The sequence below is a fragment of the Arthrobacter sp. StoSoilB5 genome, from assembly GCF_019977235.1.
GTDB lineage: Bacteria > Actinomycetota > Actinomycetes > Actinomycetales > Micrococcaceae > Arthrobacter.
The window spans coordinates 1,519,155-1,545,081 of the sequence record NZ_AP024646.1; the positions used below are offsets into that span (position 1 = coordinate 1,519,155).

The window sequence follows — 25,927 nt, forward strand, 5'->3', positions numbered from 1 at the left end:
CTATCGGCGGGGTCACCAGCGCGTGAGGCAATGGTGAGGTAGTGTGGCCCGGACCACAGAATGAGACTTTTCGATTGGTCCGCATTGTGGACTTAGTTGTCCAGTCAATGGACTGCGGGAACTATTATTGAACTCTCGAATAATCCTTCGCCGGGCAGGCTCCCAGGGCCATCGGCCGGTGTGAACGAAAGCTGCTACTACATGTCTTCGACTGCCACGTCCAAGGAAGGCGAGTCCACCAAGCCGGTGAATTCGCGGGGGAAAGTGATCTTCGCGAGCCTGATCGGCACGACGATCGAGTTCTACGACTTCTACGCCTATGCCACCGCGTCAGTGCTCGTCTTCCCCAAGCTGTTCTTCCCCGATGCCACAGACATCAATGCGCTGCTCAGTGCGTTCGCCATCTTCGGTGTTGCCTTCTTCGCGCGTCCCATCGGCGCCGTCGTCTTTGGCCACTTTGGTGACAAGATCGGCCGCAAGGGAACCTTGGTCGCCTCGTTGTTGACCATGGGAATCGCAACGTTCCTGATCGGTCTCCTGCCTACGGCTTCAATGCAGGGATGGGCGGTCCTGGCCCCGATCATGCTGGTTGTCCTGCGCTTCTTCCAAGGCCTGGCCCTGGGTGGGGAATGGTCCGGCGCAGCTTTGCTGGCCACCGAAAATGCGCCAGAGGGCAAGCGTGCCATCTACGGAACGTTCCCGCAGTTGGGTGCCCCGATTGGCTTCATCATTGCCAACGTGATCTTCATCTGGATGAATGTGGCCCTGAGTGCCGAAGAATTCCTGGCATGGGGTTGGCGCGTTCCGTTCATCCTCAGCGCTGTGTTGGTCATCGTCGGCCTCTACGTCCGCTTGAAGCTGGTGGAGAGCGTCTCCTTCACCAAGGTGATCGAACAGGAAAAAGTCCAGAAGCTGCCCCTCGCCGCAACCCTCAAGAGCCACTGGCGCCCGGTCCTGGCCGGCACTTTCATCATGTTCGCCACCTACGTGCTCTTCTACATCATGACCACGTTCACCCTGTCCTACGGCACCAAGCCCACCCTGGCCGGCGCCCAGGCGGCAGCTGAAAAGGCCGGTAAGCCCATGACGGCGGACCAGGTTGCCGCATTTATCCCCGGCCTGGGCATTACCCGGTCCGACTTCCTCTGGATGCTGATCATCGGCGTGGTGTTCTTCGGTATCTTCACCGTGGTTTCCGGACCTCTGGCTGAGAAGTGGGGCCGCCGCAAGTTCCTGCTGGGCGTCACTGCCGGCATCTTCGTGTTCGGTGCGCTGTGGTTCACTATGTTCGGTCCCGGCCAGGCAGCGGCAATGGTTGGCCTCATTGTGGGCTTCACCCTCATGGGCCTGACCTTCGGCCCCATGGCAGCCATCCTGCCCGAGCTGTTCCCGGCCAACGTCCGCTACACCGGTTCTGCTGTGGCCTACAACCTGTCGTCCATGATCGGAGCCGCCCCGGCATCCTTCGTCGCCATCGCCCTCTGGTCGGCTGCTAACGGCAGCACCTGGCTGGTTGGCGTGTACATGGCCATCGCCGCGGTGGTCACTTTTGTGGCGCTCTGGCTCACCCGCGAAACCAAGGACATGGACTACGAGAACAACGTCGCCTGACCTTGTGTGAATTTACGACGTCGGCCCCGCACCGTTTGGTTGGTGCGGGGCCGACGTCGTTAAGAGGTGCTTTGGGGGTTAGTCCTCGATCGTAGCGATGACAGCGCCGGCAGCGACCGTCTCACCGGAGGTGGCTGCGAGGCCACGGACCGTGCCGGACTTGTGGGCCGTCAATGGCTGCTCCATCTTCATGGCTTCCAGGACAACGATCAGATCGCCTTCGGCCACGACGTCGCCATCGGCAGCTGCGACCTTGACGATGGTGCCCTGCATCGGCGATGTCAGAGCATCGCCACCGGCAGCAGCCGCTGTGGCCCCTGCCGAACGGGAGCGCTTCTTGGACTTGCCCGACTTGGTGCCCGAACCACTGGAAACAGCGGCGGCGCTGGCACCCAAGCCGGACGGCAGGACGACCTCAAGCCGCTTGCCGCCAACCTCGACCACGACGCGCTGGCGCTCACCGGCGTCGTGCGTTTCCGTGTTGGCGCCAGTGGCAGACCAAGCGGGGATGCTGTTGACGAACTCGGTCTCGATCCAGCGGGTGTGTACCTTGAAAGGGCCATCTGCCGGTGCGAAGTCGGGATCGGTGACCACTGCGAGGTCGAACGGGATGACGGTGGGGATGCCTTCCACCACCATTTCCTCAAGGGCGCGGCGGGAACGCTGGAGGGCCTGCTCGCGGGTTGCGCCCGTGACGATCAGCTTGGACAGCATCGAGTCGAAGTTGCCGCTGATGACGTCGCCCTCCTCGATGCCGGAATCAACGCGGATGCCAGGGCCCGTGGGGTTCTTCAGCGTGCTCACCGTGCCGGGAGCAGGCATGAAGTTGCGGCCCGGGTCCTCACCGGTGATGCGGAATTCGAAGGAGTGGCCGCGGACCTCAGGGTCTTCGTAGCCAAGCGCTTCACCACGTGCAATACGGAACTGCTCGCGAACGAGGTCGATGCCCGTGACTTCCTCGGAAACGCAGTGCTCCACCTGCAGCCGGGTGTTGACCTCGAGGAAGGAGATGGTGCCGTCCTGGCCCACCAGGAACTCGCACGTACCGGCGCCGAGGTAGTTGGCTTCCTTCAGGATGGCCTTGGAGGATTCGTAGAGCCGCTTGTTCTGCTCCTCGCTCAGGTAGGGGGCAGGGGCTTCTTCGACGAGTTTCTGGTTGCGGCGTTGCAACGAGCAGTCACGGGTGGAGACAACCACCACGTTGCCGTAAGCATCCGCCAGGCACTGCGTCTCGACGTGGCGCGGCGCGTCGAGGAAGCGCTCGATGAAGCACTCCCCGCGGCCGAAAGCCGCAATGGCTTCACGGACAGCGGATTCGTACAGCTCAGGAATCTCTTCCATGGTGCGGGCAACCTTGATGCCGCGTCCGCCGCCGCCGAAAGCAGCCTTGATGGCGACGGGCAGGCCGAATTCCTCGGCAAACTTGAGGATCTCGTCCGCGGATTCCACGGGATCGGCTGTGCCCGGGACCAGCGGGGCGCCTACTTTCTCGGCGATGTGGCGAGCCTGGACCTTGTCGCCCAAGGCGGAGATCGCTTCGGGTGAGGGGCCGATCCAGGTGATGCCGGCGTCGATCACTTTGGCCGCGAACTCTGCGTTTTCGGCGAGGAAACCGTACCCGGGGTGGATTCCATCGGCGCCGGACTGCTTGGCGACGTCGATGATCTTGTCCATCACAAGGTACGACTCAGCTGCGGTGTTGCCGCCAAGGGCATACGCTTCGTCGGCAAGGCGGACATGCAGGGCATCACGGTCCGGGTCTGCATAGACGGCTACGGAGGCGATGCCTTCGTCCCGGGCGGCTCGGATGATGCGGACCGCGATTTCGCCGCGGTTGGCAATCAAGACCTTGGTAAGAGGGCTGGAAATGGGCTGCGCCGGGTTAGCTGACAAGTTGTTGACTCCTTCTGTCCTTGAGGAGCCTAGCGTGATTGTGAGGGTTCCGCCCATATTGATGGGGGATTCCGTGTGTGAGGCGATGTTCCTTTGTAGGTTTGCTACAAATCGCGTCTACTGGTGGTTCGCGTCCCACAATTCCGTGATGCCTAGGTTCGCATGGACCAGCAAGTCGCGGAGGGTCGAGATGGAAAGGCCGACGACGGCGTGCGGGTCACCGTCCACCTTGCGGATAAAGGCCCCACCGAGGCCGTCGATGGTGAAGGATCCTGCACAGTGCAGTGGTTCTCCGGTAGCGATGTAGGCGTCGATGTCCTCTTCGGACATTTCCGCGAAGTGCACCACAGCGCTTGATACTGAGCCAACTGTTGCTCCCGTACCATCCGCGATCTCATCCTCATCGACGTCCACGGCAGTCTCCCGGCAGTCCACCAGCCAGTGTCCGGTGTGAAGCACGCCCTTGGAGCCGCTCATGCGCAGCATCCGCTCGCGGGCAACCTCTGCCGTATAGGGCTTTCCGTGCGATTCGCCGTCGAACTCGAAAACCGAGTCGCAACCGATCACCAAGGCTCCCTCGGCCTCGGGGAGCGCGGCGACGGCTTCAGCCTTCGCCCGGGCAAGCAGCAGGGCGGTGTCATGAGCATCCGTCACGCCGTAGTGCGCCTGCACTGCGTCCTCGTTTACATCCGAGACCAGGACTTCGTGGCGGATCCCCGCTTCCGTCAGCAACTTGGCGCGGGCAGGGGACTGGGAGGCGAGGATCAATCGGGTCACCGTCCCAGCCTAGTACGATGCTCGCTCACATCCTGTCGGTTTTGGGGGGATGCGCTCTCACGTCCTGTCGGTTTTGGGGGGATGCGCTCTCAGATCACCTACACTTCACCGCCCTTGGCGAAGCGCGGGCGGCCGGTTGGAGGATCGGCATCGTCACCAATGGCGCCACGGCTCAGCAGACTCTCAAAATTGAACACCTTGGAATTGAACCGTACGTGGACTGCGTGGTGATTTCCGAGGCCGTAGGCGTGAAGAAGCCCGAGGTTGGGACCTTCCGACTTGCGGCCCGGAAATTGGGCGGCGAGCTGACTGATGGCTGGATGGTTGGAGATCACCCGATCGCCGATATCTCGGGAGGCCGCACCGCAGGATCAAAGACCGGTTGGGTCTCCCACGGTCAGGTGTGGTCCCACCTATGAGCCCTCGCCGACGCTCACTCGCCGCACGGCGGCCGAGGTTATTAGTGCTCTGATTCAGCTCGACGCCAGAAAATCTCCGACGTCGGCACCCAAGAGTTGAGTACCGACGTCGGACCTTTCTGCAGGATGTGGGAGAGGATCGGTCAGGAACCGGGAGGATGTGGGAGAGGATCGGTCAGGAACCGGGAGGATGTGAGAGAGGATCGGTCAGGAACCGGGAGGATGTGAGAGAGGATCAGTGGACCAGTTCCTCGGAGCCTGCTTTTGGGCGGTCACTTCGGTTCAGTTTGGCGCCTTCGACGTCCACATCCGGCAGGACGCGGTGCAGCCACTTGGGCAGCCACCATGCCTTCTCGCCGAGGAGGTACATGACAGCGGGAACGATTGTCATGCGGACTACGAACGCATCGATAAGCACACCAAACGCCATGGCGAAGCCCAACGGCCGGACCATGGTGAGGTGGCTGAAAATGAAGCCCGAGAACACACTGACCATGATGATCGCGGCGGCGGTCACAACGGCTGACGCGTGGCTGAACCCGGTCCGTACAGCGTGGCGTGCGTTTTCGCCGTGCATATACGATTCACGCATCCCGGACGTTATGAACACCTGATAGTCCATCGCGAGGCCAAACAGGACGCCGATCAGGATGATCGGCAGGAAGCTCAGCACGGCGCCAGGGTTGGCGACGTCGAAAATCGCTCCCAGCCAACCCCACTGGTAAACGGCCACGACGGCGCCGAACGCAGCCGCGAGGGAAAGTAGGAACCCACCGGTCGCGAGCAGCGGCACCACAACCGAACGGAACACCAGCAGCAACAGGATCAGCGAAAGCCCGACGACGATCGCCAGGTACGGCGGCAGGGCAGCCCCAAGCTTGGCGGAGACGTCAATGTTGCCCGCCGTCTGGCCGGTGAGACCGATGGCGACATCCAGGTCGTCGCGGATTTGGGTGCCCTTTGCCCGGACGTCGGAAACCACCTGCACGGTGCTGGCGCTGGCCGGGCCTTCCTTGGGAATTACCTGGAACACTGCCGTTCGGCGGTCTTCGCTCAGGGCCACAGGCACCGCCGCTGTGACGTTTTCCACGCTGCGCAACTGCTCCGCGACGTCGAACTGCTTGTTCTTGGCATCAGTTTCGCTGAGCCCTTCCGGGAATTCGGCGACGACGACGATCGGGCCGGTGACGCCTTCGCCGAAGCTGCTGCGCGTGAGGTCGTAGGCTTTGAAGGCTTGCGAATCGACCGGCTCGGATCCGCCGTCGGGAAGTGCCAGGCGAAGCTGGGAAGCCGGTAGGGCCAGGGCGCCCAACAGCACCACGCTTGCTACAAGGGAAACCCAGGGGTGCCGCGTGACCAATCCGCCCCAGCCGCTGCTGCTGCGCTTCTCTTCCAGGGCACGGTCCGCCGCTTCGTGGCCGGGCTCGGCATTGTGCTCGGCAGCCTTGGCCCAAGCACGCTTGGAGATCAGCCGACGGCCGATCAACGCCAGGATCGCGGGCGTCAAGGTCAAAGCGACGACGACGGCGACCGCAACTGTCGCTGCGGCGGCAACACCCATCACCGCGAGGAAGGGCAGCCCCGGGACCACGAGTGCCGCCAGAGCGATGATGACCGTGAGGCCGGCGAACAGCACGGCGTTACCGGACGTGCCGGTCGCAAGTGCTGCGGATTCCTCGCCATCCATCCCGGCCAGAAGCTGGTTGCGGTGGCGGTTGACGATGAAGAGGGAGTAGTCGATGCCGACTGCGAGGCCAAGCATCAGGGCAAGCATCGGGGAGATGGAGCTCATGTTGATCACGCCAGTCAGCGCGAACGTGCCCCCGACGCCTACAGCCACGCCAATCAGGGCCATGACAAGGGGAAGGCCTGCAGCAATGAGGGTGCCAAGCATGAGGATCAGAACGAGGGCTGCCACTGCGACGCCGACGATCTCCGCGATGCCGAAGATCTGTGAGACATCCTCAGTGATTTCCTTGCTGGCATATGCCGTGACCCCTGCGGAGGAGACGCCCTGAACAATGTCCTGCACTTCCTTGCGGACGGCGGGATCAACGGCATTGATGGACGTCTTGAACTGGACCTGGGCGATGGCGGCCTTGTTGTCGCTGGACACGAAGCGTATGCCTTCAGAAGCCTCCAGTTGGCGTTTCCCCAAAGCCAAGGCACTGGCGCCGTCGGAAGCTTCCTTGATTCCGGCGTCGAGCTTTGCTTTGCCCGCGGCGAGTTCGGCGCGCTGCGTCGCGAGCTGGGCCTCGATTTGTGCAGGCGTGAGGCCTGCGGCAGCCATCTGCTGTTCCGCTCCCGCGAGCTGGGCTTCCCCGGCGGCCAGTTGGGCACGGGCTGCGTCCAACTGCGTCTGGCCTGCGGCAGCCTTTGCTTCACCGGCGGCGATGTCGCCAGCGGCCTTGTCCAACTGCTCCTGGGTGGTGAACGGATTCACCGTCCCCTGCACGTCGGGCAACGCCTGGAGCTTTTCGAGCGCCGCAGTGACAGCATCCTTCTTGGCTTGGTCGAAACCGGACTCGCCGGCGTCGAAGGCCACGCTGGCCGAGCCGCCCGACGCATCGGGCAGGGCCTCTTTGAGCTTGTCCGCCATCCTCTGCGTTTCCGTGCCAGGAATGCTGAAGTTGTTGGACATAGTGCCGTGGAACGCGGCGGCAGAACCGCCCACGGCCACCAGGACTGCCAGCCACAGTGACATGACCAGCCAGCGGCGCTTGTACGAGAACTTGCCGAGACGGTAGAGGAACGAGGCCATGTCAGAACCGATCTGTGGAGGCGGGAACGGGGGAAGGGGCTGATGCGGGTGCAGCTGTCGCCCCTTGCGGCGGGGCTTCCGACGACGGCGCGAAGCCGGCTCCCAGCAGCCCCATGGCGTCGATGAGGTGCTGGCGAAGAACAGCCAGCGATTCGGGCGAAAGGTCAGGGCCCCGCTCGGCGAACCAGACGGTCATAGCCGCCTTGCCGCACGAAATGACCGATCCCGCAAGAGCATGCAGGTAGAGCTCGCTGATGTCCGGGCCAAGCCTGCCTCGGGCGGCGTCGATAATCTGCCCCGTGCAGTGTTCCCATGCTTCGAGCTCGGAACGCGCCAGGGAACGGTTGTCCTGGGTCAGGCTAAAGAGTTCAGCCATGGGTGCTACCGACATGGGATCTGCCAGGGCCATCAGGGCGGCTTGGGCGGATTCCAGAATGGATTCGTCCGCCGGGCGCAGGCGGAACTGCTCAAGGGCGCGGTCCATGAAACCATCGGCCACGGACGCCAAGGCAGCCTCCAGACTCGCGAAGTAGTTGAAGAACGTGCGCCGCGAAACGCCTGCGCTCGCGGCGATGTCCTCTACCGTGAAATTGCCGGGGCCGTTGCTGCGAAGAAGGTCCAGGGCTGCGGTGGCGATGGAGCTGCGGGTTGCCGCTTTATTGAGCTCGCGCCGCGAGGGGCTGCTGGACTCGGCGGGTTCCAGCGTGGTCGACTGGCTGCTGTTTGGAGTCACATACTTACACTAAGTGCAACTTTGCACTCTGCGCAATTTATATTTTGACCGATGGGGGAAATAGGGGCTCGACGTGCCATCAACCCGTGCCGGGGACCGCAAGGCGACCGGTGTCATCGGTGGACGGACAGGGGCGGCTAATAATGTCGGTGCCTGCTGAAAGGGTGTTGGTACGGAGCGGAAAGGGGGGAGACAGACGATGACAGCAGTCGCAACGCCAGCTGTTCCTGCTCGCCTCGTGCCTCCCGATCAGGCCAGTGTGGTGAGCAGGGACCTCATCAATCAATTGCGTGCGCTCGAAGACATGAAGTCCGCCATAGCGGGTTTGCAGGCAAAGATCGCTGTCGCGTTCGATCTCGCCCAGCGCCGCGAGCAAGCGGCTGCCGGGGTGCCCGTATCGGAGCAGGGCCAGGGTGTCGCTGCGCAGCTCGCGTTGGCCCGGCGCGAATCGCCCAACCGCGGATCGCGTCTCCTCGGATTTGCGAAGGCCCTCGTCACGGAGATGCCCCGCACCATGGCCGCCCTGGAAACCGGGCAGCTCAACGAATGGCGGGCCACCCTGCTCGTGAAGGAAACAGCCTGCCTGTCCGCCGAAGACCGCTGCGCGGTGGACGAAGAACTCGCCCCCGATACCGGAACCTTCGACGGCGCCGGAGATCGGGCGATCATCGCCGCCGCGAAAGCCGCCGCCTACCGCAGGGATCCCCGCTCCGTCGCCCAACGCGCGGCCCGCGCCGCAACCGAACGGCACGTCAGCCTCCGCCCGGCGCCGGACACCATGACCATCCTCACCGCCCTGCTGCCCGTCGCCCAAGGCGTCGCCGCCTACACCGCGCTCACCCGGGCGGCTGATTCGGCCCGATCCGGCGGTGACACCCGCTCCCGGGGCCAGCTCATGGCCGACACCCTCGTCGAACGCCTCACCGGCACACCCGGCGGCATCACCGGCGTTGACGTCCAACTGGTGATGACGGACCGCACGCTTTTCCAAGGCGACAGCGAACCCGCACGGCTCCAAGGCTACGGAATCGTCCCCGCAGAATGGGCCAGAACGTTGCTCGCTGGCGGACCCGCTGAAGCCGAGCGCGGTGAGGACCGTCCTACGGAACCCGCGCACACTGGGTCTGGCCCCACGGAGCCCGGACCCGCGAGGCGCAGCCCCACTGACCCAGGCACAGGGAATGACTTCAAGGTGTTTCTCCGCCGGCTCTACACCGCACCCGCCAGAGGCGAACTATTAGCCATGGACTCCAAAGCACGGCTCTTCCCGCCGCGGCTCAGACGATTCATCGAAATCCGCGACGACACCTGCCGCACACCGTACTGCGACGCGCCCCTTCGACACTTCGACCATGTGGTTCCATGGCACGACGGCGGACCCACCAGCCTGGAAAACGGCGCCGGGCTCTGCGAAAGATGCAACCACACCAAGGAAAACCCCGGTTGGCAAGCAAAAACGGTGCCAAGAGGGGTCCATAGAATCCGTATCACTGCGCCCACAGGCCATACATACCAATCCCAAGCCCCACCTTTACCGGGCCACCCACCTTTACCGGGCCACCCACTCAACCCGACATCGGGGTGAGTCCCACCAGTGTTGCTGGTGGGACTCACCGCGACTGTGCAACACGGCGCACCAGGTCAATACAGCGCCAAGGCAACAGGCGTCAGAACTGGTGCGGGGGAGCCTGGGGCGAAGGGTGAGTCGGCTGGTCTGGCTGCTGCGGCTGGCCTTGGGCAGGCTGCTGGGATGCTGTCTTGGTCAAGTACACGGACTGCCCGGTGGCGCCGGGTTCGCCCTCACCGAGGGGAAGCACGTAGACGGCCGTGCCATAGGCGCAGACTTCCGTCCAGTTGGTACCCATTTCGGAGGTGTCAAAGCGCATGGCGACAATTGCGTTGGCGCCGCGCTGTTGTGCCTCGTTGACCATGCGGGCCATGACTTCCTGTCGGCTTTCGTAGAGTGCCCTGGTCATTTCGGGCAGCTCCCCGCCACCGAGGGAGCGGAAACCTGCAAGCATCTGGGAGCCGATATCCCGGGAACGGACTGTGAGTCCCATGACTTCGCCGAAGACGGCGTCGATGCGGTGGCCGGGTATCTCATTGGAGGTGACGATCAACATGCTCCGAGCCTATCCAGCTTTCGCCGTTAAACCGCGCAATCCCTTGGGGAGAAGTCCCCAAGGGATTGCGTAGTGCGAAAAGCCAGCAGGTGCTAGGCCTTGGAATCGGCCAGTTCGCGCGGATCAGTCCCGGCAGCAGCGGTCTCGATCGCGAACTCGTCGGCGAACGCGGCGCCGTTACGCGGCGCGTTGTATAGCGACTCGTCCAGGATGCCCTGGCGCTTGGCGACGATTGCCGGGATCAGGGCCTGGCCTGCCACGTTGACGGCCGTGCGGCCCATGTCCAGGATGGGGTCGATTGCCAGCAGGAGTCCGACGCCGGCCAGCGGCAGTCCCAGCGTGGACAGGGTCAGTGTGAGCATGACGACGGCGCCAGTGGTACCTGCCGTGGCCGCTGAACCAAGGACGGAGACAAGCACGATCAGCAAGTATTGGCTGAAGTCCAGGTTGATACCGAAGAACTGGGCCACGAAGATCGCCGCGATGGCGGGGTAGATAGCGGCGCAGCCGTCCATCTTGGTGGTGGCGCCGAGCGGCACGGCGAACGAAGCATAGCCGGAGGGGACGCCGAGGTTCCGCTCAGTGACGCGCTGGGTGAGCGGCAGCGTGCCGATCGAGGAGCGGGAGACGAAGGCCAACTGTACGGCCGGCCATACACCGGAGAAGTACTGCTTGATGGACAGGCCGTGGGCGCGGACCAGGATCGGGTACAGCACGAACAGAACCAATGCCAGGCCGATGTAGATAGCGACAGTGAACTTGCCCAGGGAGCCGATTGTGTCCCAGCCGTAGATGGCAACTGCGTTGCCGATCAGGCCGATGGTGCCCAGGGGAGCGATGCGGATGATCCACCACAGGACCTTCTGGATGACGGCCAATGCCGAGGCGTTGAACGTCAGGAAGGCTTCAGCTTGCTTGCCGACCTTCAGGGCAGCAATGCCGACGGCGATCGCGACCACCAGGATCTGGAGCACATTGAAGCTGACGGAGGTGCTGACCGTGGTGGCAGCATTGGCGGTCTCGGTGACGGTGGAGCTTGCGCCGAGTCCGAGGAAGTTTTTGGGGAAGAGCCCGATCAGGAATGCCCACCAGTCACCGGTCTTGCCGGCGTACTCGGCCTTCTGCGTGATACCGGTAGCTGCACCAGGCTGCAGGAGCACACCCAGGCCGATGCCGATGAGCACCGAAACAAGCGATGTGATGGCAAACCAGAGCAGCGTGTTCCAGGCGAGGCGGGCGGCGTTGGAAACCTGGCGCAGGTTCGCGATGGAGCTCACCACGGCGGTGAAGATCAAAGGAACGACGGCGGTCTGCAGCAGCGAGACATAGCTTGAGCCGATGGTCTGCAGGGTAGCACCAAGGCCGTTGGGGGCGCCCTTGGTGCTGCCGGTGTACTTTGCGATGAGGCCAAGGACGAGGCCGATGATGAGGGCTGCGATGATCTGGACGCCGAACGATCCGGCCCACTTGGGGAGCCGGAAGCCGGTCTTTCCAGCTGATAGGGAAGTGTTGGTTGAGGTGCTCACGGGAACACGCTAGGTGCACTCCAAATAACATACCTAACGAACGTTTAGAAATGTTACACACCTATGAAGTTATTCCCGCCCTGGGTGTGGCGTGCGTCTCGGGGCGGTTGGCGATTACCCCAGCAACGCCCGACGCAGCACGTCCAAACCGACCGAGCCAATGTTCAGTGCCTTGCTGTGGAAGGACTTCAGATCGAACCCTCCGCGGGTTTCAAGCTCGGCCCGGATCTGTTCCCAGAGCCGCTGCCCCACTTTGTACGAGGGCGCTTGCCCAGGCCAGCCGAGGTAGCGGGCGAATTCGAACTGGAGTTGTCCCTCGCTGATATCGAGGTTGGCTTTGAGGAAGTCAAAGCCTTTCTCGGGCGTCCAGGTTCCGGTGCCCCAGCGTTCGGGGATGGGTAGTTCCAGGTGCACCCCGATGTCGAAGACAACGCGGGCGGCACGCATGCGCTGGCCGTCCAGCATGCCCATGTGGTCGCCGGGGTCTTTGAGGTAGCCGAGTTCCAGCATGAGTTGCTCGGCGTAGAGTGCCCACCCTTCACCGTGTCCGGAGACCCAGCAGACGTTGCGGCGCCAGTTGTTGAGGAGTTCGCGGCGGTAGGTGGCAGTTGCGACCTGGAGGTGGTGCCCGGGGACTCCTTCGTGGAAGACGGTGGTTGTTTCGGACCACGTGGTGAAAGTGTCTTCGCCGGCGGGTACGGACCACCACATACGGCCTGGCCGTGAGAAGTCGTCGGACGGGCCGGTGTAGTAGATCCCACCTTCGTCTGTAGGTGCGATCATGCATTCGAGGGTTTTCATGACGTCCGGGATGTCGAAATGGACGTCGGCGAGCTCGGATACTGCACGATCCGAGAGTTCCTGCATCCACGCCTTCAGGGCGTCGGTTCCTTTGATCTGGCGGGCGGGATCGTTGTTGAGGATGTTCTTTGCTTCTTCGATGGTGGCGCCGGGCTTGATCTGCGCGGCCACCTTCTCCTGTTCGCTGATGAGTCGTTCCAACTCCTGGACGCCCCACGCATAGGTCTCTTCGAGGTCAACGGCCGCGCCGAGGAACGAGCGGGAGGCCAGGGCATAGCGTTCCCGCCCCACCGCGTCCTTTTCCGGGGCAGCGGGGAGAAGCTCGTGCCGAAGGAAAGCACCCAGCGATTCGTAGGCTGATCGCGCGGCGGAGGCGCCGGCGTCGAGCTTGGACTGGAGTTCTGCCGGAAGCGGCGCGCCGCCGAGCAGTGCCCCGGCGGCCATTTTGGCGAAGAAGCCGTCGTCGGCGGCGTAGCGGCCCGTTTGCTCAATGACGATCTGCACCTGGCGGGCAGCCGCGACCTTGCCCACTTCCTTTGCAGAGCGCAAGGAAGCGATGTAGCCCTCGATTGCACCGGGAACGTTGGCGGCACGGCCGGCGATGTGTTCCCAGTGCTCAACGGTGTCCGTCGGCATGAGGTCGAAGATGGCTCGGATATCCTGGGCCGGCGAGGCGATGTTGTTGAGGTCGGCGGCGTCCCAGCCGGATTCGTGGATCTCCAATTCCAGGCCAAGCCGCTCGCGCATGGCGTCCAGGGTGACGATGTCCGATTCGTCGGCGGGCTCAAGCGCGGCCAACTCGTCCAAAGCCTGCCGGGCAGCTTGCGCGTGGGCCTCGATGCCCGCGGGCGAGTAGTCCTGATATTCGGTTTCGTGCCCCGGCAACCCCAACGTGGTGGCGAAGCTGGGATTGAGTTCGATCAGCTTTTCCGTGTACGCGTCAGCAACGGAATCGACAGCGGTCTTGGGTCGCGCAGGGGTGTTTGCAGTAGTCACCCACAGAGCCTAACCGGGACTCGCTTCACGTGAAAGGGTTGTTGAACTTTCTGCCCGCCATCGCGAAGAAGTGAGGCTACCCGCGGCTGCGTTTCCACGCGCCTGGACCCGGCGTGGGCTCCAGGCGCAATTGCTGACGGCGCACCCAGTGGCGAACGTTCGGCTTTGCAGGCGCCGGTGTTTGGGGTACTCCCACGGAAGCGACGACGGCGGCAAGCGCCGCGAGCTCTTCCGCGGTGGGTTCTCCCTTGACCACCGAGAACATGGGCAGGGCGGGTTCGGACGCTGCAGCGCTCTCGTGTGCCTTGCTCACAGCGGGATGTTTCCGTGCTTCTTGGTCGGCAGGCTGGCGCGCTTGTCGCGGAGGGCCCGCAGGCCGCGGATGATCTGGAGGCGGGTGTCCGATGGTGCAATGACGGCGTCGACGTAACCCAACTGCGCCGCCTGGTAAGGGTTGAGGAGTTCTTCCTCATAGCCTTGGATGATCTCGGCGCGCTTGGCCTCGACGTCGCCACCGGCCTCGGCAACCGCTGCGAGGTCGCGCCGGTAAAGGATGTTCACCGCACCCTGTGCGCCCATGACGCCGATCTGGGCGGTGGGCCAAGCGAGGTTCAGGTCCGCGCCGAGCTTCTTGGAGCCCATCACGATGTACGCGCCACCGTAAGCCTTGCGGGTGATGACGGTGAGTTTGGGCACGGTGGCTTCAGCGTAGGCGTACAGAAGCTTGGCGCCTCGGCGGATGATGCCTTGGAATTCCTGGTCCTTGCCGGGGAGGAATCCGGGCACGTCCACCAGCGTGATGATGGGGATGTTGAAAGCGTCGCAGTGCCGGACGAACCGGGCTGCCTTCTCGGAAGCGGAGATGTCCAGGGTGCCTGCGAACTGCATGGGCTGGTTGGCAACGATGCCCACCGTGTGGCCCTCAACCCGACCGTATCCGATGATCACGTTGGGGGCGTAGAGCGACTGCATTTCAAGGAAATGGGCGTCGTCCACGATTTGCTCAATGACCTTGCGCATGTCGTACGGCTGATTGGCCGAGTCCGGGATCAGTCCATCCAGGGCGAGGTCGTCGTCGTCGAGTTCCAATTCCTGGTCGTGTTCCACCACCGGCGCTTCGGAGAGGTTGTTGGAAGGAAGGAAGTCCAGGAGTTCGCGGACGAATTCGATCGCGTCGGCTTCGTCGGAGGCAAGGTAAGTGGACGTTCCGGTGGTGGCATTGTGCTGGCGGGCACCGCCCAGGGTTTCCATATCCACGTCCTCGCCCGTGACGGTCTTGATGACATCCGGGCCGGTGATGAACATGTGGGAAGTCTTGTCCACCATAACCACGTAGTCGGTCAGGGCGGGGGAGTATGCAGCGCCGCCGGCGCAGGGGCCCATGATGAGGGAGATCTGTGGGACGACTCCGGAGGCGTGCACGTTGTTGCGGAAGATGTCCGCGAACATGGCCAGCGAGGCCACGCCTTCCTGGATACGTGCGCCACCGCCGTCGTTGATGCCCACTACGGGGCAGCCGTTGCGGAGGGCGAACTCCTGGACCTTGACGATCTTCTCGCCGTTGACCTGGCTCAAGGAGCCGCCGTAGACGCTGAAGTCCTGGCTGTAGATGGCAACGAGGCGCCCGTCCACTGTGCCGTAACCGGAGACGACGCCGTCGCCCAGGGGCTTCTTTTTCTCCATGCCGAAGGCTGTGGAGCGATGGACGGCGAGGGCATCGAACTCAACGAATGATTCGGGATCGACCAGGAGGTCAATGCGTTCGCGGGCAGTGTTCTTACCGCGTGCGTGTTGCTTTTCGATCGCTTCCGGGCCGGAAGGCTGCTCTGCACGGGCCTGGCGGTCGCGGAAGTCTGCAATCTTTCCCGCTGTCGTTGTCAGATCGTGGCTCATCAAGTGTCTCCGGCTCTTTAGCTGATTTTCGCTGGCGCAGTTCTGGTGCAAACAAGTAGCTGACTTAAGTAGCTTCCGTACAAAGAACAGGCCCCGCTGGCCAGTCTAGTGACGCCATTGCCGCGAACCGCTGTAGAAACCCTACAATTTTCAGCGCCCAAGCCAAAGCTGTCACTATGTTACCCGTCGGTAACATAGTTGGGTTAGAGTGTCTCCATGACTCCAAGCAACGATGCTTCCCCGGCTTCTGAAGAAGGAAAGCCGCAGGGCAGCACCCCTTATGTAGCAAGCGGTTCGCTCAAAGGCCGCACCATCATCATGTCCGGCGGCAGCCGTGGGATTGGACTGGCGATTGCCGCCCGTGCAGCCCGGGACGGCGCCAACATCGTCCTGATGGCCAAGACGGGAGAGCCTCATCCGAAACTGGAGGGGACGGTCTTCACGGCTGCCGATCAACTGGTCGCCGCCGGAGGGCAGGCCCTGCCCCTCGTGGGTGATGTCCGCAATGACGAGGACGTCGCCGCGGCGGTGAGTGCCGCCGTCGAGCGTTTCGGGGGAATCGACGTCGTGGTCAATAACGCGTCGGCGATCGACCTTTCCCGCACAGATGCCATAGACATGAAGCGTTATGACCTCATGCAGGACATCAACGTTCGCGGAACGTTCCTGCTCTCAAAGCTGTCCCTCCCGGCGTTGCGCGAATCAGGCAACGGGCACATCCTCACGTTGTCTCCACCGCTGAACCTCGATCCAAAATGGGCCGGGATGCACCTGGCCTACACGATGGCCAAGTATGGAATGAGCCTCACCACCCTGGGGCTCGCCGAAGAGCTTAAGGACGACGGCGTCTCGGTCAACTCGTTGTGGCCGTGCACCTTGATCGATACCGCAGCGATCCGGAACATGCCTGGTGGGCAGCAGATCGTGAAGGCAGCCCGGGGACCGGAAATCATGGCCGACGCTGCGCACGCCGTGCTGACGGGCGCCAACCTTGCCGACGGCGTCAGCGGTTCGGGGAACTTCTACACTGACGAAGAAGTCCTGCGGGCAGCCGGCGTGAAGGACTTCGCGCCATACAGCCTCGGCGCGCCGGAGGGCAGCCTGGTGCCGGACATCTTCCTCTAAGCGGATTCCCATGTTTTGGGCGGCGTCCAGCGGGCTGCAACTGGATAGGATTCAGCTATGGATGCCGAACAGCCTGCCAACAGAGAATCCCTAGTCCCCGGGCAACACCGGCCATCATTGGACCATGACGCGCTGCTCCAGCCCGATTTCCTGTCGGCAACCGGTATTTCCCAACTGAATATTGTCGAGTCCACCGGATCCACCAACCAGGACTTGGTACGCGCCGTAACTGTGGAGCCAAAAAAATGGGCTGACCTTGCTGTGTTGACCGCCGAACACCAGACGGCGGCGCGCGGACGGCTGGACAGACACTGGGAATCGCCGGAGCGCTCCGCTGTCTCCGTGTCGATGGTGCTGCGGCCCGTCACAGCCGAAGGCATGCCAGTGCCCACGCAGAGTTACTCGTGGCTCTCACTGCTTGCCGCCGTTGCCCTGCGCGAAGCATTGCAGGAAACGGCTGGCGTTACAGCAGAGATCAAGTGGCCCAATGACGTCCTGGTCAATGGGCGCAAGGTCGCAGGAATCCTGGCGCAAATGACGCCGATGGGTGACGGATCGGTCCCAGCAGTGATCCTGGGCGTTGGCCTGAACGTCTCGCTGTCACAGGATGAATTGCCGGTACCTACCGCAACGTCTTTGGCCTTGGAAGGGGCCACGACGACGGACCGCACCGCGCTGCTGAAAAGCTACCTTTCCCGGTTTACAAGGCTGTACCGCAGCTTCTGCAACTCAGAGGGCGATCCCGCTGCAGGCTTGGTGGGCGGGCCATCGCTGCATAAGAGGGTTGAGTCGGCAATGGTCACCCTGGGACGCGAGGTGCGGGCGCACCTGCCCGGTGATCACGAGGTTGTGGGGCACGCTTCCCGACTGGACGAGCATGGATCGCTTCTGGTGGTGGACCATGGCGGCCGGGAACATGTGGTGACGGCTGGTGATGTGGTCCATCTGCGCGCCACGGAAAGCGGTTATGCGTAAAGAGCTGCTTCCGGGGGAGCAGGTCATCACCATTACGCGTCAACAGGCCCGCTCGCTGTTCTTTCCAACGCTGGCCTTCATCCTGGTTCCTGCCGTGGCAGCCTACGCGTGTGCGTGGATCATCAAAGGAAATCCGCAGCGGCTTGCCCCGTTCATTACAGTGGAATGGACGCCATGGCTTGTGGGTGCGTGTCTGGTCCTGGCAGGGCTGGTGCTGGTGGCTTACAGCGTGAAGCGTGTGTTGAAATGGCGCTCAGTCAGGTTCATCCTGACCAGCCGCAGGATAATTGCCAAATACGGAATGTTTCGCCGGGGCGACTGGCAGGTGTCATTGATGGCTGTCCGCAGCGTGGGGGTCCACCAGAACCTGCTGCAGCGGACATTGCACTCCGGGAATATATCCTTGGATACCGGGCCCTCCGGCGAAGCTGTCTTGACGGACGTACCGGAGGTTGGAAAATTCAGGGGCTTCATTCTTGACGCCATGGATGAACTGCCCAAGGGTGGGATTTTTGAGGGTGAAGTCCTGCAGGACTTTGATGAGTTGCCGTGGGAATTGAGAGAAGGTGGAAGAGATGAGCGTTGAGGATCAGCAGTCCGGCGAGGACCTGGACGAGGAGTTCGACGCCGTACCCGAACCTTCAGTGGACGAGGACACGGAACCAGCGCCCGTCCAGGCGACCGCGACTACCGGCCCGCCGACCGGCGTGATGTCGGCAGAGCGCCTGGCCATCAAAGCGCTCGAGGCGAGGCTGCTTGGCGGCGAACGCAAGCTTCGCCGTCGTGAAGTTGCGGCCGGTGCCGGCGTCTCCATTCTTTCCGCACGGAAGTTGTGGCGGGCTTTGGGCTTCCCCAACTTCGGCGACGACGACGTCGCGTTTACCGAACGCGACCAAGCTGCGTTGTCCACCATTCTTGACCTTGTCCGTGCGGGAATCCTGACCGAGGAAGCCGCGATATCCGTTACCCGCTCCATCGGCCAGATGACGGACCGCATGGTGGTCTGGCAGATCGAGGCCCTGGTTGAAGACATGGTCCAGGAGCAGGGCATTCCGGATGCCGTGGCCCGCAAGCAACTGGTGGGCCAGCTGCCGGCCCTTGTGGATTCCCTGGAGGAGATCCTGGTCTACTCCTATCGCCGGCAGCTCAACGCAGGTGTCCAGCGGCTTGCCGTTCGCGCCGAAGCGGGGCTGCAAGCGAGCGAGGAAGGCCGCGAAGGGGACGAAGACGATTCCCCGTTGCCCCTGGCCCGTGCCGTGGGATTCGCGGACCTCGTTTCCTACACCAGCCTTTCCCGGCGCATGAACGAGAAAACCCTGGCCCAAATGGTGCAGCGCTTCGAGAACAAATGCGCCGAGATCATTTCTGTGGGCGGCGGACGCCTGGTGAAGACCGTGGGCGACGAAGTCCTCTACATCGCCGAGACACCGGCGGCTGGCGCGGAAATCTCCCTGGCTTTGGCGCAAGCCTTTACGGAAGACGAGATCCTTCCACAGGCGCGCGTGTCCATGGTCTGGGGTCGCATCCTGTCCCGCCTCGGCGACATCTACGGCCCCACCGTGAACCTTGCGGCGCGGCTGACTACCTTGGCCCAACCTGGGACTGTCCTGGTGGATGCGATGACCGCTGCTGCACTCGGTCAGGACGAACGCTTCGTGCTGGTCCCGCAGAAGTCCGAGAATGTCCGGGGCTTCGGTGAGATCCACCCAGTGATGCTCGCCCGCGGCCGCGGCAAGGGTTTGGTGCTGGACTAAACGTTCTCTCACATCCTGCGGGTTTTTGGGCAACGCTCTCTCACTTCCTCACTGGAAAGCGCACTTTTTCAGTGAAAGCGCCTGTAGGTAAGATTCGCAAATCGATGGATAAACCAGCTACTCTAATGGAGTGATGCGGGGAGTTGTCCCCATCGCACCTTCCCGGGAAAGGCCGTAGGCTGACGAAGCCAACGGAGAGTCCAATCTCGGGTTCCCTTGGCTACTCATGCGGTGCGTGGGATAGTCTTAGGGACTGAAAATTCCGCCGCCGTATGGGGGTACTGCGGAATGCATGGCTGCCGGCACATGCCGGGTGGCCTGGAGGCCGCTTAAGGGCGGCTGTACAACAAAGGGAATTTTGGGGCTGTGACATCTTTCTTCGGCAAGCTGGGGCTGAAAAAGCGTCGAAACAGGAAACTCGTATCTGCAACTGCTGTGACCGCGGCTGGCGCTTTGCTGGTGGCGGGCGCAGTGCTCTATCCGGGGTTCAAGACGGCTGAGGTCGATTTGAACGACGGCGGCGTGTGGGTCGTGAGCAAGACCAAGAACGCCGTGGGACGGTTGAACTATCCCTCGCGCGTGCTTGATGGGGCTGTGACGCCGGCAACCACCACGTTCGATGTCCTGCAGCATGACGGCAACGTCTTTGTTGACGACGAGTCTGGCTCCACTATCAACCAGGTCTCTGCGGCGAACCTGAAGTTGGGTGGCGACAAGCAGCTGCCCTCATCCTCGCAAGTCAGCTACGGATCCAGTGTGCTGTCAGTTACCGACCCCGCCCGCGGGAAGGTGTGGGCCCTTTCGCCATCCACCGTGAACGGCTTCGATGAAGAATCCAGCGAACCCGTGCTCACGGGCTCCCAGAACATGGTGTCGGCTGTGGGACGGGACAACCGAATTTACACTGCGGACCCGGGCAAGGGCGAAATCACCATCACCACCGTGGACGCCAACGGCGAGCGGGCGGCGTCGGAAGTAGCCAAGGTGGACGAGCTCAAGGGCGCCGGTGATCTGCAGATTGCCGTCGTGGGCGACAAACCGGTAGTGCTGGATGCCGGCTCCGGAAACCTCTTCCTTCCTGGTGGGCGCAAACTCCAGCTACAGGACGCACGGGAAGCCAAACTCCAGCAGAGCAGCGAAGACAGTGGATACGTGGCAATCGCGACGCGGAAAGTACTCCTGAAGCAGCCGTTGGACGGTTCAACCGCTGCCACGGTGAACGTGGATGGGGAGGGCGTTCCGGCAGCCCCGGTGCAGGTCAGCAAGTGCACCCATGCCGCGTGGGCCGGCGCCAACAAGTACATCCGTGATTGCGAGAACGACGCCGACGACAAGAAGAACGACGTCCCCAAGGCCAGCGCGTCTCCCAGCTACGTCTTCCGCGTGAACCGCGACCTTGTGGTGCTCAACGACATCAATTCCGGCAGCGTGTGGTTGGTCAACCAGAACATGCAGCTCGTCAACAATTGGGACGATGTTGTCCCACCCAAGAACCAATCCGATGACCAGGACCAGGAATCCGCGGACAACAACACCATCAACGTGCTCCCGGACCGCACCAAGCCCAACCGTGCGCCCGAGACCAAACCAGATGAGTTTGGCGTCAGGCCCGGCCGGACCTCCATCCTGAGTGTCCTGGACAACGACTCAGACCCCGACGGCGATGTCCTCACCGCAGCGGCCGGTGCCAACGGCCCCAAGGCGGGCGCGCTGGAAAACATCTACGGCGGCTCAGCTTTCCAAATCAAGGTGCCGGCCGAAGCCAAGCCAGGCACCGAGGTCTTCGACTACAACGCCTCCGATGGTCGGGGCTTGTCAGCAGGCGGCAAGGTCACCCTGCATGTGGTTGGACCGGAGGAGAACAAGCCTCCTGTTTTCAAGAGGGCTGAGCCCACCACCATGCTGGTGGAACAGGGAAAGTCCGTCAGCCAGAACATCCTGACCGACTGGATGGACCCCGACGGCGACGACCTCGTCCTGCTGGACGCCAAAGCAGACAACGACCAGGACCAGGTCAAGGTCCGCCGCGATGGCTTGCTCACGTACCAGGATTCCGGTGCTGCCCCCGGCAAGAAGAACGTCACCATCACCGTGTGGGACGGGCGGGCAACTACCACTGGTCGTGTGGTCATCAACGTGCAGCCGCCGGGGGCGCTTGCGCCTGTTGTCAACGCGGACCACGTAACAGCGGTGGTTGGCCAGGACTTGGTGATCTCTCCGTTGAAGAACGACGTCGACCCCAACGGAGGCGCCCTGCGTGTGGCCCACGTGGAGGCTGCGGGCCAGGTCGAGCTGGGCGCAGTGACCGACGGCGGATCGTTCACTTTCCGCAGCAACACTCCTGGTCCGGTCTACTTGACCTACATTGCGAGCAACGGCCCGCAAAGCAGCCAGGGCCTCATCAGGGTGGACGTCGAGTCCGGCAAGGATGCCGGCGCGCCGGTTGCCGTTCACGACGTCGCGCTTCTGCCCGTAGGTGGGAGCGTCCTCGTGGATCCGCTCGCCAATGACTCCGACCCTTCCGGCGGCGTGCTGGTGCTGCAATCCGTTACTGTCCCTGAGGGCTCAACGGCCTCGGTCAGTGTGATTGACCACAGCGTCCTGCGCATCACGGACGTCTTGGGCGCCAAGGAGCCCTTCGTCTTCAGCTACACGATGTCCAACGGCCATAAGTCGGCCACTGGAACGGTAGGCGTTGTCCCGGTGCCGGCACCCGCCGTCGTGGAGGCTCCGCAGCCGAAACCCGACGAAGTGAACGTCCGTGTCAACGACGTCGTCACTATTCCTGTCCTGGACAATGACACACACCCGCAGGGCGAAGAGCTCTCCGTGGATCCGGTCCTGGCGCAGAACATTGCGGAAGCCGATGGCCATGCTTTTGTCTCGGAAAACACCCTGCGCTTCATCGCCGGCCCCACGCCCAAGACGGTGCGTGCCATTTACAACGCCGTGGATCCGCAGGGGCAGAAGAGCGCCGCCGCGGTGACCATCCACATCCTGCCGTTGGAAGGCGCCCAAAATTCGCGCCCGCAACCGCAGAACCTGACGGCCCGCGTGGTTGCCGGCGGCAGCGTCCGCATCCCGGTGCCGCTTGACGGCATCGATCCCGACGGCGATTCGGTCCAGCTCACCGGCATCGACAGTACACCCACCATGGGAACTGCGACCGCGGGAAGCAACTTCATCGACTTCGTCGCCGCAGGGGACGGTGCGGGAACCGACACGTTCCGGTACAAGGTGATCGATCGCCAAGGGGCGGTCAACACCGGCACTGTCACTATTGGCGTGGCGCCGCGTGGGGAAGACAACCAGAAGCCGACGCCCGTGGACGACGAAGTCAAGGTCCGGCCGGGCCGCCAGATTGCCGTTGACGCTACGGCGAACGACACTGATCCTGATGGCGACCCGATCCGCATCATGACGGACAGCATTGAGGCCGATGAGGCCCTGGACGCACACGTCAGCCAGACCAGCGGGCGCATCCTGCTCACTGCTCCGGCGGCGGAGGGCACGGTCAACGTCCGTTACTCCGTGGCTGACGACCGGGACGCAGTTGGCCAGGCCAGCATCCGCGTCATCGTCAAGAACGACGTCCCGCTGCAGGCCCCGATCGCGCGCGACGACCGCGTGACGTCGGCACAAACGCTGGGCAAGACAGCCGTGGATGTTCCTGTTCTGAAAAATGATGAAGATCCTGACGGCGTGGGAGAGAACCTCAAGATCAGCACGGACGTAGAGACCGCCCGGCCAGGTTCCGAGGGCAACGTCATCGTTGAACTCACGGAGCAGCCCCAATTGGTGCCCTACACGGTGGAAGACGTGGACGGCCAGAAGTCGACAGCGATCATCTGGGTTCCGGGCGTCGGCCAGCAGGTGCCAACCCTGGCCAAGGACGAGGTAGTTGAACTGATCTCCGGGCAGTCCGTCACCGTGGACTTGCGCGAATGGGTGAAAGTCCGCGATGGACGCTCGCCGCGCCTGACCCAGACAGACCGCATCAAACTGATCGGCGCAGACGGCAGCGACCCCGTGGCCAATGGCGGGACAGCCATCAAGTACACGGCCGGTCCGGAGTATGTGGGTCCGGGCTCCATCAGTTTCGAGGTCACCGATGGCACGGGTCCGGACGACCCCAACGGCCTGAAATCGACACTAAGTATCCGTACCAAGGTGCTTCCGGACCCCAACAAGAACAACCCGCCTGTGCTGCTGGGCAGCGCGGTGGATGTTCCCAAGAGCGACTCCGTCAGCACCGACCTGGAAAAACTCACCTCGGATCCGGATGCTGACGACGTCCAGAACATGAACTATGAAATCGTCGGTGCCGCACCGGCAGGCTTCAAAGTGAACATCGACGGAAAGACGCTCAAGGTTTCGGCTGACGATTCCGCGAGGATCGGGCAGAGTGGCACCGTCCAGGTCAAGGCCAAGGACCGCCGCGGCCTGGAGGCGGTGGCAACCTTCAAGCTCTCCTTGACGGCCTCAAACCGCCCCAAGCCAGTGGCCAATGATGACGTAGAGCCGGACGCTCAATCGGGGAAGCCCGTGACCGCGAATGTACTGGCGAACGATTCGAACCCGTTCCCGGATACGCCGCTGAAGATCGTCTCGGCCATCACCGAAACTGGCCAGGGCAGCGCTGAATTCAGCAACGGCGATGTGACTGTGACGCCCTCATCAGGCTTTACGGGCACCATGGTGGTTGCCTACACGGTGGAGGACAAGACCGGCGAGGCCTCACGCTACGCCACTGCCCGCATCCGGCTCACGGTGAAGGACAAGCCTGCTCCTCCCACAACGCCCTTGGCGCAAAGCGTGGGAGACGAGACAGCCCTGCTGACGTGGAATGCTCCGGCGGACCGCGGCTCGCCGATTACCAAGTACACGGTGTACGGCGAAGGTGGATACAAACAGGACTGCCCTGCCAACACCTGCACCCTGACTGGCTTGACCAACAACGTGAAGTACCACTTTGCGGTAACGGCGACCAATGCCATCAATGAGTCCGAGCGCTCGCCGCTGTCCGCGGAAGTCCGGCCCGACGTCAAGCCTGACACTCCAGCGGCCCCCACGCTCACGTTCGGCGACAAGCAACTGTCCGTGGCGTGGGTTCCGCCAGCCAGCAAGGGATCCCCGATCAAGTCTTACGACCTGGAGATTTCGCCTGCTCCTGCGGGCCAGAATGCCCAGATCCAGAACCTCACGGGCGCCAGTTACGTCTGGAAGGGATTGACGAACGGCGTTGCCTACAAGATCCGGGTCCTGGCCAGGAACGATGCCAAGGAGCCGTCCGAATGGAGCCCCTACTCGGCCGCGGAAACGCCAGCAGGAGTACCGGCCACGCCGGCTGCTCCGTCTGTGTCCGGCGCCGGATCGGTTGGTAGCCAGAGTCAGTTGAAGGTGAGCTGGGCAGCTCCCAACAACAACGGTGACCCCGTGTCTGCGTACACGCTGACCACGTACCGGGGTGGCGCCGTCGTTGGTTCGCAGGCAGTGGCCGCAACGTCCCAAAACGTGACAGTGAGTAATGCCGAAGCGGATTACACATTCACAGTCTCGGCCACCAACAAAGCCGGAGTGAGCGGCGTGAGCCAGCAGTCGGCCGCGATCCGCGCGGCGGGCAAGCCAGGCACGGTGGGCAGCGGATCAGTTGCCCCCACAGGCAACAGCGGGCAGCTGAGGGTGACGTTCACGCCCCTGACGGCCGCCGAGCGCAATGGCTCGCAGGACGGTGAAATCCAGTACCGCTGGCAGACGGCATACGGTTCCGGGCCCATCGGGCGGGGTGGCGGCGACATTGGTGGCCAACCCAACGGCCAGGACGTGGTGGTCAACATCATCGCGAGCTCCGTGAAGAACAACATGTCCGGTGACGCCAAAGCGATCGGAACCGGAAATCCCTATGGCGATCCCGGTGCCCCGAACGTGAACGGCGGCAAGTCCGGCGTCGGCGACCCCCAGGTGCACTGGTCGTGGACCGCGCCGAACATGAACGGCAGGCCCTTGGACCACTACGAAGTCAGTCTGGACGGCGGCGGCTGGAGCGGCGTCGGCAAGGCGACGAACTACGACGCCCCAGGCGGTGGCTGGAACAACACCCGAACCCTGAGGGTCCGGGCCGTGACGATCAACCCCGGTCCTGCGGGCAGCGCCCAATCGACCTCCGGAAACGATCCCACGCCACCGGTCACCACTGTTCGAGTGAAGCGTTCAGACAACAACAGCTGCCCGGGCAAGCCCGGGGTTCCTGATCGTTACAGCAACGTCGGCGGTGACGCCAAGTGCGGAAGCAGTGACACCAATTGGGTGTCCTACTCCGATGGCTGGATCACGTCTGCGTGCTGGATGAATATCTACGGCTCCAGTGAGACTTCAAACCCGCCGTCCTATTACAAGTGGTACCGGATGGAAAACGGGCCGCACCCGGGGTGGTACGTCAAGCTCGCCACCATCGACATCAACGGCCCGGACGTCGGCCGATGCTGACGGCAGCATCACGCCGGCTGACCCCGTCCCAACACAGCACCCGAAGAAAAGGAC

Annotated in this window: 17 protein-coding genes; 7 read left to right on the forward strand and 10 right to left on the reverse strand. The window is 63.0% G+C overall.

The features are described from left to right. Positions 1-201 precede the first annotated feature (201 nt). On the forward strand, positions 202-1,611 hold the full coding sequence (locus LDN75_RS06945) for an MFS transporter (protein ID WP_223936413.1): 1,410 nt from the start codon (positions 202-204) through the stop codon (positions 1,609-1,611). A 78-nt stretch (positions 1,612-1,689) separates the two neighbouring features. Here LDN75_RS06945 and LDN75_RS06950 read toward each other — a convergent pair whose 3' ends face one another. The 5 genes from LDN75_RS06950 to LDN75_RS06970 all read right to left on the reverse strand — a co-directional run bounded on the left by LDN75_RS06950 (position 1,690) and on the right by LDN75_RS06970 (position 8,194). Further along, the gene (locus LDN75_RS06950) at positions 1,690-3,561 is read right to left on the reverse strand and encodes a biotin carboxylase N-terminal domain-containing protein (RefSeq protein ID WP_223936414.1); all 1,872 of its coding nucleotides are present in this window, start codon (positions 3,559-3,561) and stop codon (positions 1,690-1,692) included. Positions 3,562-3,621: 60 nt separating this feature from the next. Then, on the reverse strand, positions 3,622-4,281 hold the full coding sequence (locus LDN75_RS06955; RefSeq protein ID WP_223936415.1) for a nucleoside triphosphate pyrophosphatase: 660 nt from the start codon (positions 4,279-4,281) through the stop codon (positions 3,622-3,624). Positions 4,282-4,379: 98 nt separating this feature from the next. Continuing rightward, a complete protein-coding gene (locus LDN75_RS24120; RefSeq protein ID WP_263422350.1) occupies positions 4,380-4,616 on the reverse strand; it encodes a hypothetical protein in 237 nt (78 codons plus the stop codon). Between the two features lie 319 nt (positions 4,617-4,935). Further along, positions 4,936-7,461, reverse strand: coding sequence for an MMPL family transporter (locus LDN75_RS06965; RefSeq protein WP_223936417.1), 2,526 nt, complete (start codon positions 7,459-7,461; stop codon positions 4,936-4,938). A gap of 1 nt (position 7,462) precedes the next feature. Further along, positions 7,463-8,194, reverse strand: a complete 732-nt coding sequence (locus tag LDN75_RS06970) for a TetR/AcrR family transcriptional regulator (protein WP_223936418.1) — start codon at positions 8,192-8,194, stop codon at positions 7,463-7,465. 199 nt (positions 8,195-8,393) lie between these two features. On the opposite strand from LDN75_RS06970, the gene LDN75_RS06975 reads away from it, so the two are divergent. After that, entirely contained in the window at positions 8,394-9,779 is a 1,386-nt protein-coding gene (locus LDN75_RS06975) for an HNH endonuclease signature motif containing protein (RefSeq protein ID WP_223936419.1), read from the forward strand. Between the two features lie 82 nt (positions 9,780-9,861). Here the strand turns inward: LDN75_RS06975 and LDN75_RS06980 are convergent, their stop codons facing one another. From LDN75_RS06980 to LDN75_RS07000, 5 genes are all read right to left on the reverse strand, one after another. Continuing rightward, positions 9,862-10,317 carry a YbjQ family protein gene (locus LDN75_RS06980; protein WP_223936420.1) on the reverse strand — a complete coding sequence of 152 codons (456 nt, stop codon included), beginning with the start codon at positions 10,315-10,317 and terminating at the stop codon, positions 9,862-9,864. Positions 10,318-10,409: 92 nt separating this feature from the next. Further along, positions 10,410-11,843, reverse strand: coding sequence for a dicarboxylate/amino acid:cation symporter (locus LDN75_RS06985; protein ID WP_223936421.1), 1,434 nt, complete (start codon positions 11,841-11,843; stop codon positions 10,410-10,412). A 114-nt stretch (positions 11,844-11,957) separates the two neighbouring features. Beyond that, positions 11,958-13,640, reverse strand: a complete 1,683-nt coding sequence (locus tag LDN75_RS06990) for a DUF885 domain-containing protein (RefSeq protein ID WP_223936422.1) — start codon at positions 13,638-13,640, stop codon at positions 11,958-11,960. A 76-nt stretch (positions 13,641-13,716) separates the two neighbouring features. Continuing rightward, complete coding sequence (locus LDN75_RS06995) at positions 13,717-13,905, reverse strand: acyl-CoA carboxylase epsilon subunit (RefSeq protein WP_223937514.1); 189 nt, start codon at positions 13,903-13,905, stop codon at positions 13,717-13,719. A gap of 44 nt (positions 13,906-13,949) precedes the next feature. After that, positions 13,950-15,533 (reverse strand): acyl-CoA carboxylase subunit beta, encoded by a 1,584-nt coding sequence (locus LDN75_RS07000; protein WP_216925413.1) that lies wholly within the window; start codon positions 15,531-15,533, stop codon positions 13,950-13,952. A 216-nt stretch (positions 15,534-15,749) separates the two neighbouring features. Between LDN75_RS07000 and LDN75_RS07005 the strand changes: the two genes are divergently transcribed. From LDN75_RS07005 to LDN75_RS07025, 5 genes are all read left to right on the forward strand, one after another. Then, complete coding sequence (locus LDN75_RS07005) at positions 15,750-16,658, forward strand: NAD(P)-dependent oxidoreductase (protein ID WP_223936423.1); 909 nt, start codon at positions 15,750-15,752, stop codon at positions 16,656-16,658. Between the two features lie 57 nt (positions 16,659-16,715). Then, positions 16,716-17,633, forward strand: coding sequence for a biotin--[acetyl-CoA-carboxylase] ligase (locus LDN75_RS07010; RefSeq protein ID WP_223936424.1), 918 nt, complete (start codon positions 16,716-16,718; stop codon positions 17,631-17,633). Next, positions 17,626-18,219, forward strand: coding sequence for a PH domain-containing protein (locus LDN75_RS07015; RefSeq protein WP_223936425.1), 594 nt, complete (start codon positions 17,626-17,628; stop codon positions 18,217-18,219). Before LDN75_RS07010 ends, LDN75_RS07015 begins: the two co-directional genes overlap by 8 nt. Next, entirely contained in the window at positions 18,209-19,387 is a 1,179-nt protein-coding gene (locus LDN75_RS07020; protein WP_223936426.1) for an adenylate/guanylate cyclase domain-containing protein, read from the forward strand. Before LDN75_RS07015 ends, LDN75_RS07020 begins: the two co-directional genes overlap by 11 nt. A gap of 366 nt (positions 19,388-19,753) precedes the next feature. Next, a complete protein-coding gene (locus LDN75_RS07025) occupies positions 19,754-25,873 on the forward strand; it encodes an Ig-like domain-containing protein (protein ID WP_223936427.1) in 6,120 nt (2,039 codons plus the stop codon). The last annotated feature ends 54 nt before the right edge of the window (positions 25,874-25,927 follow it).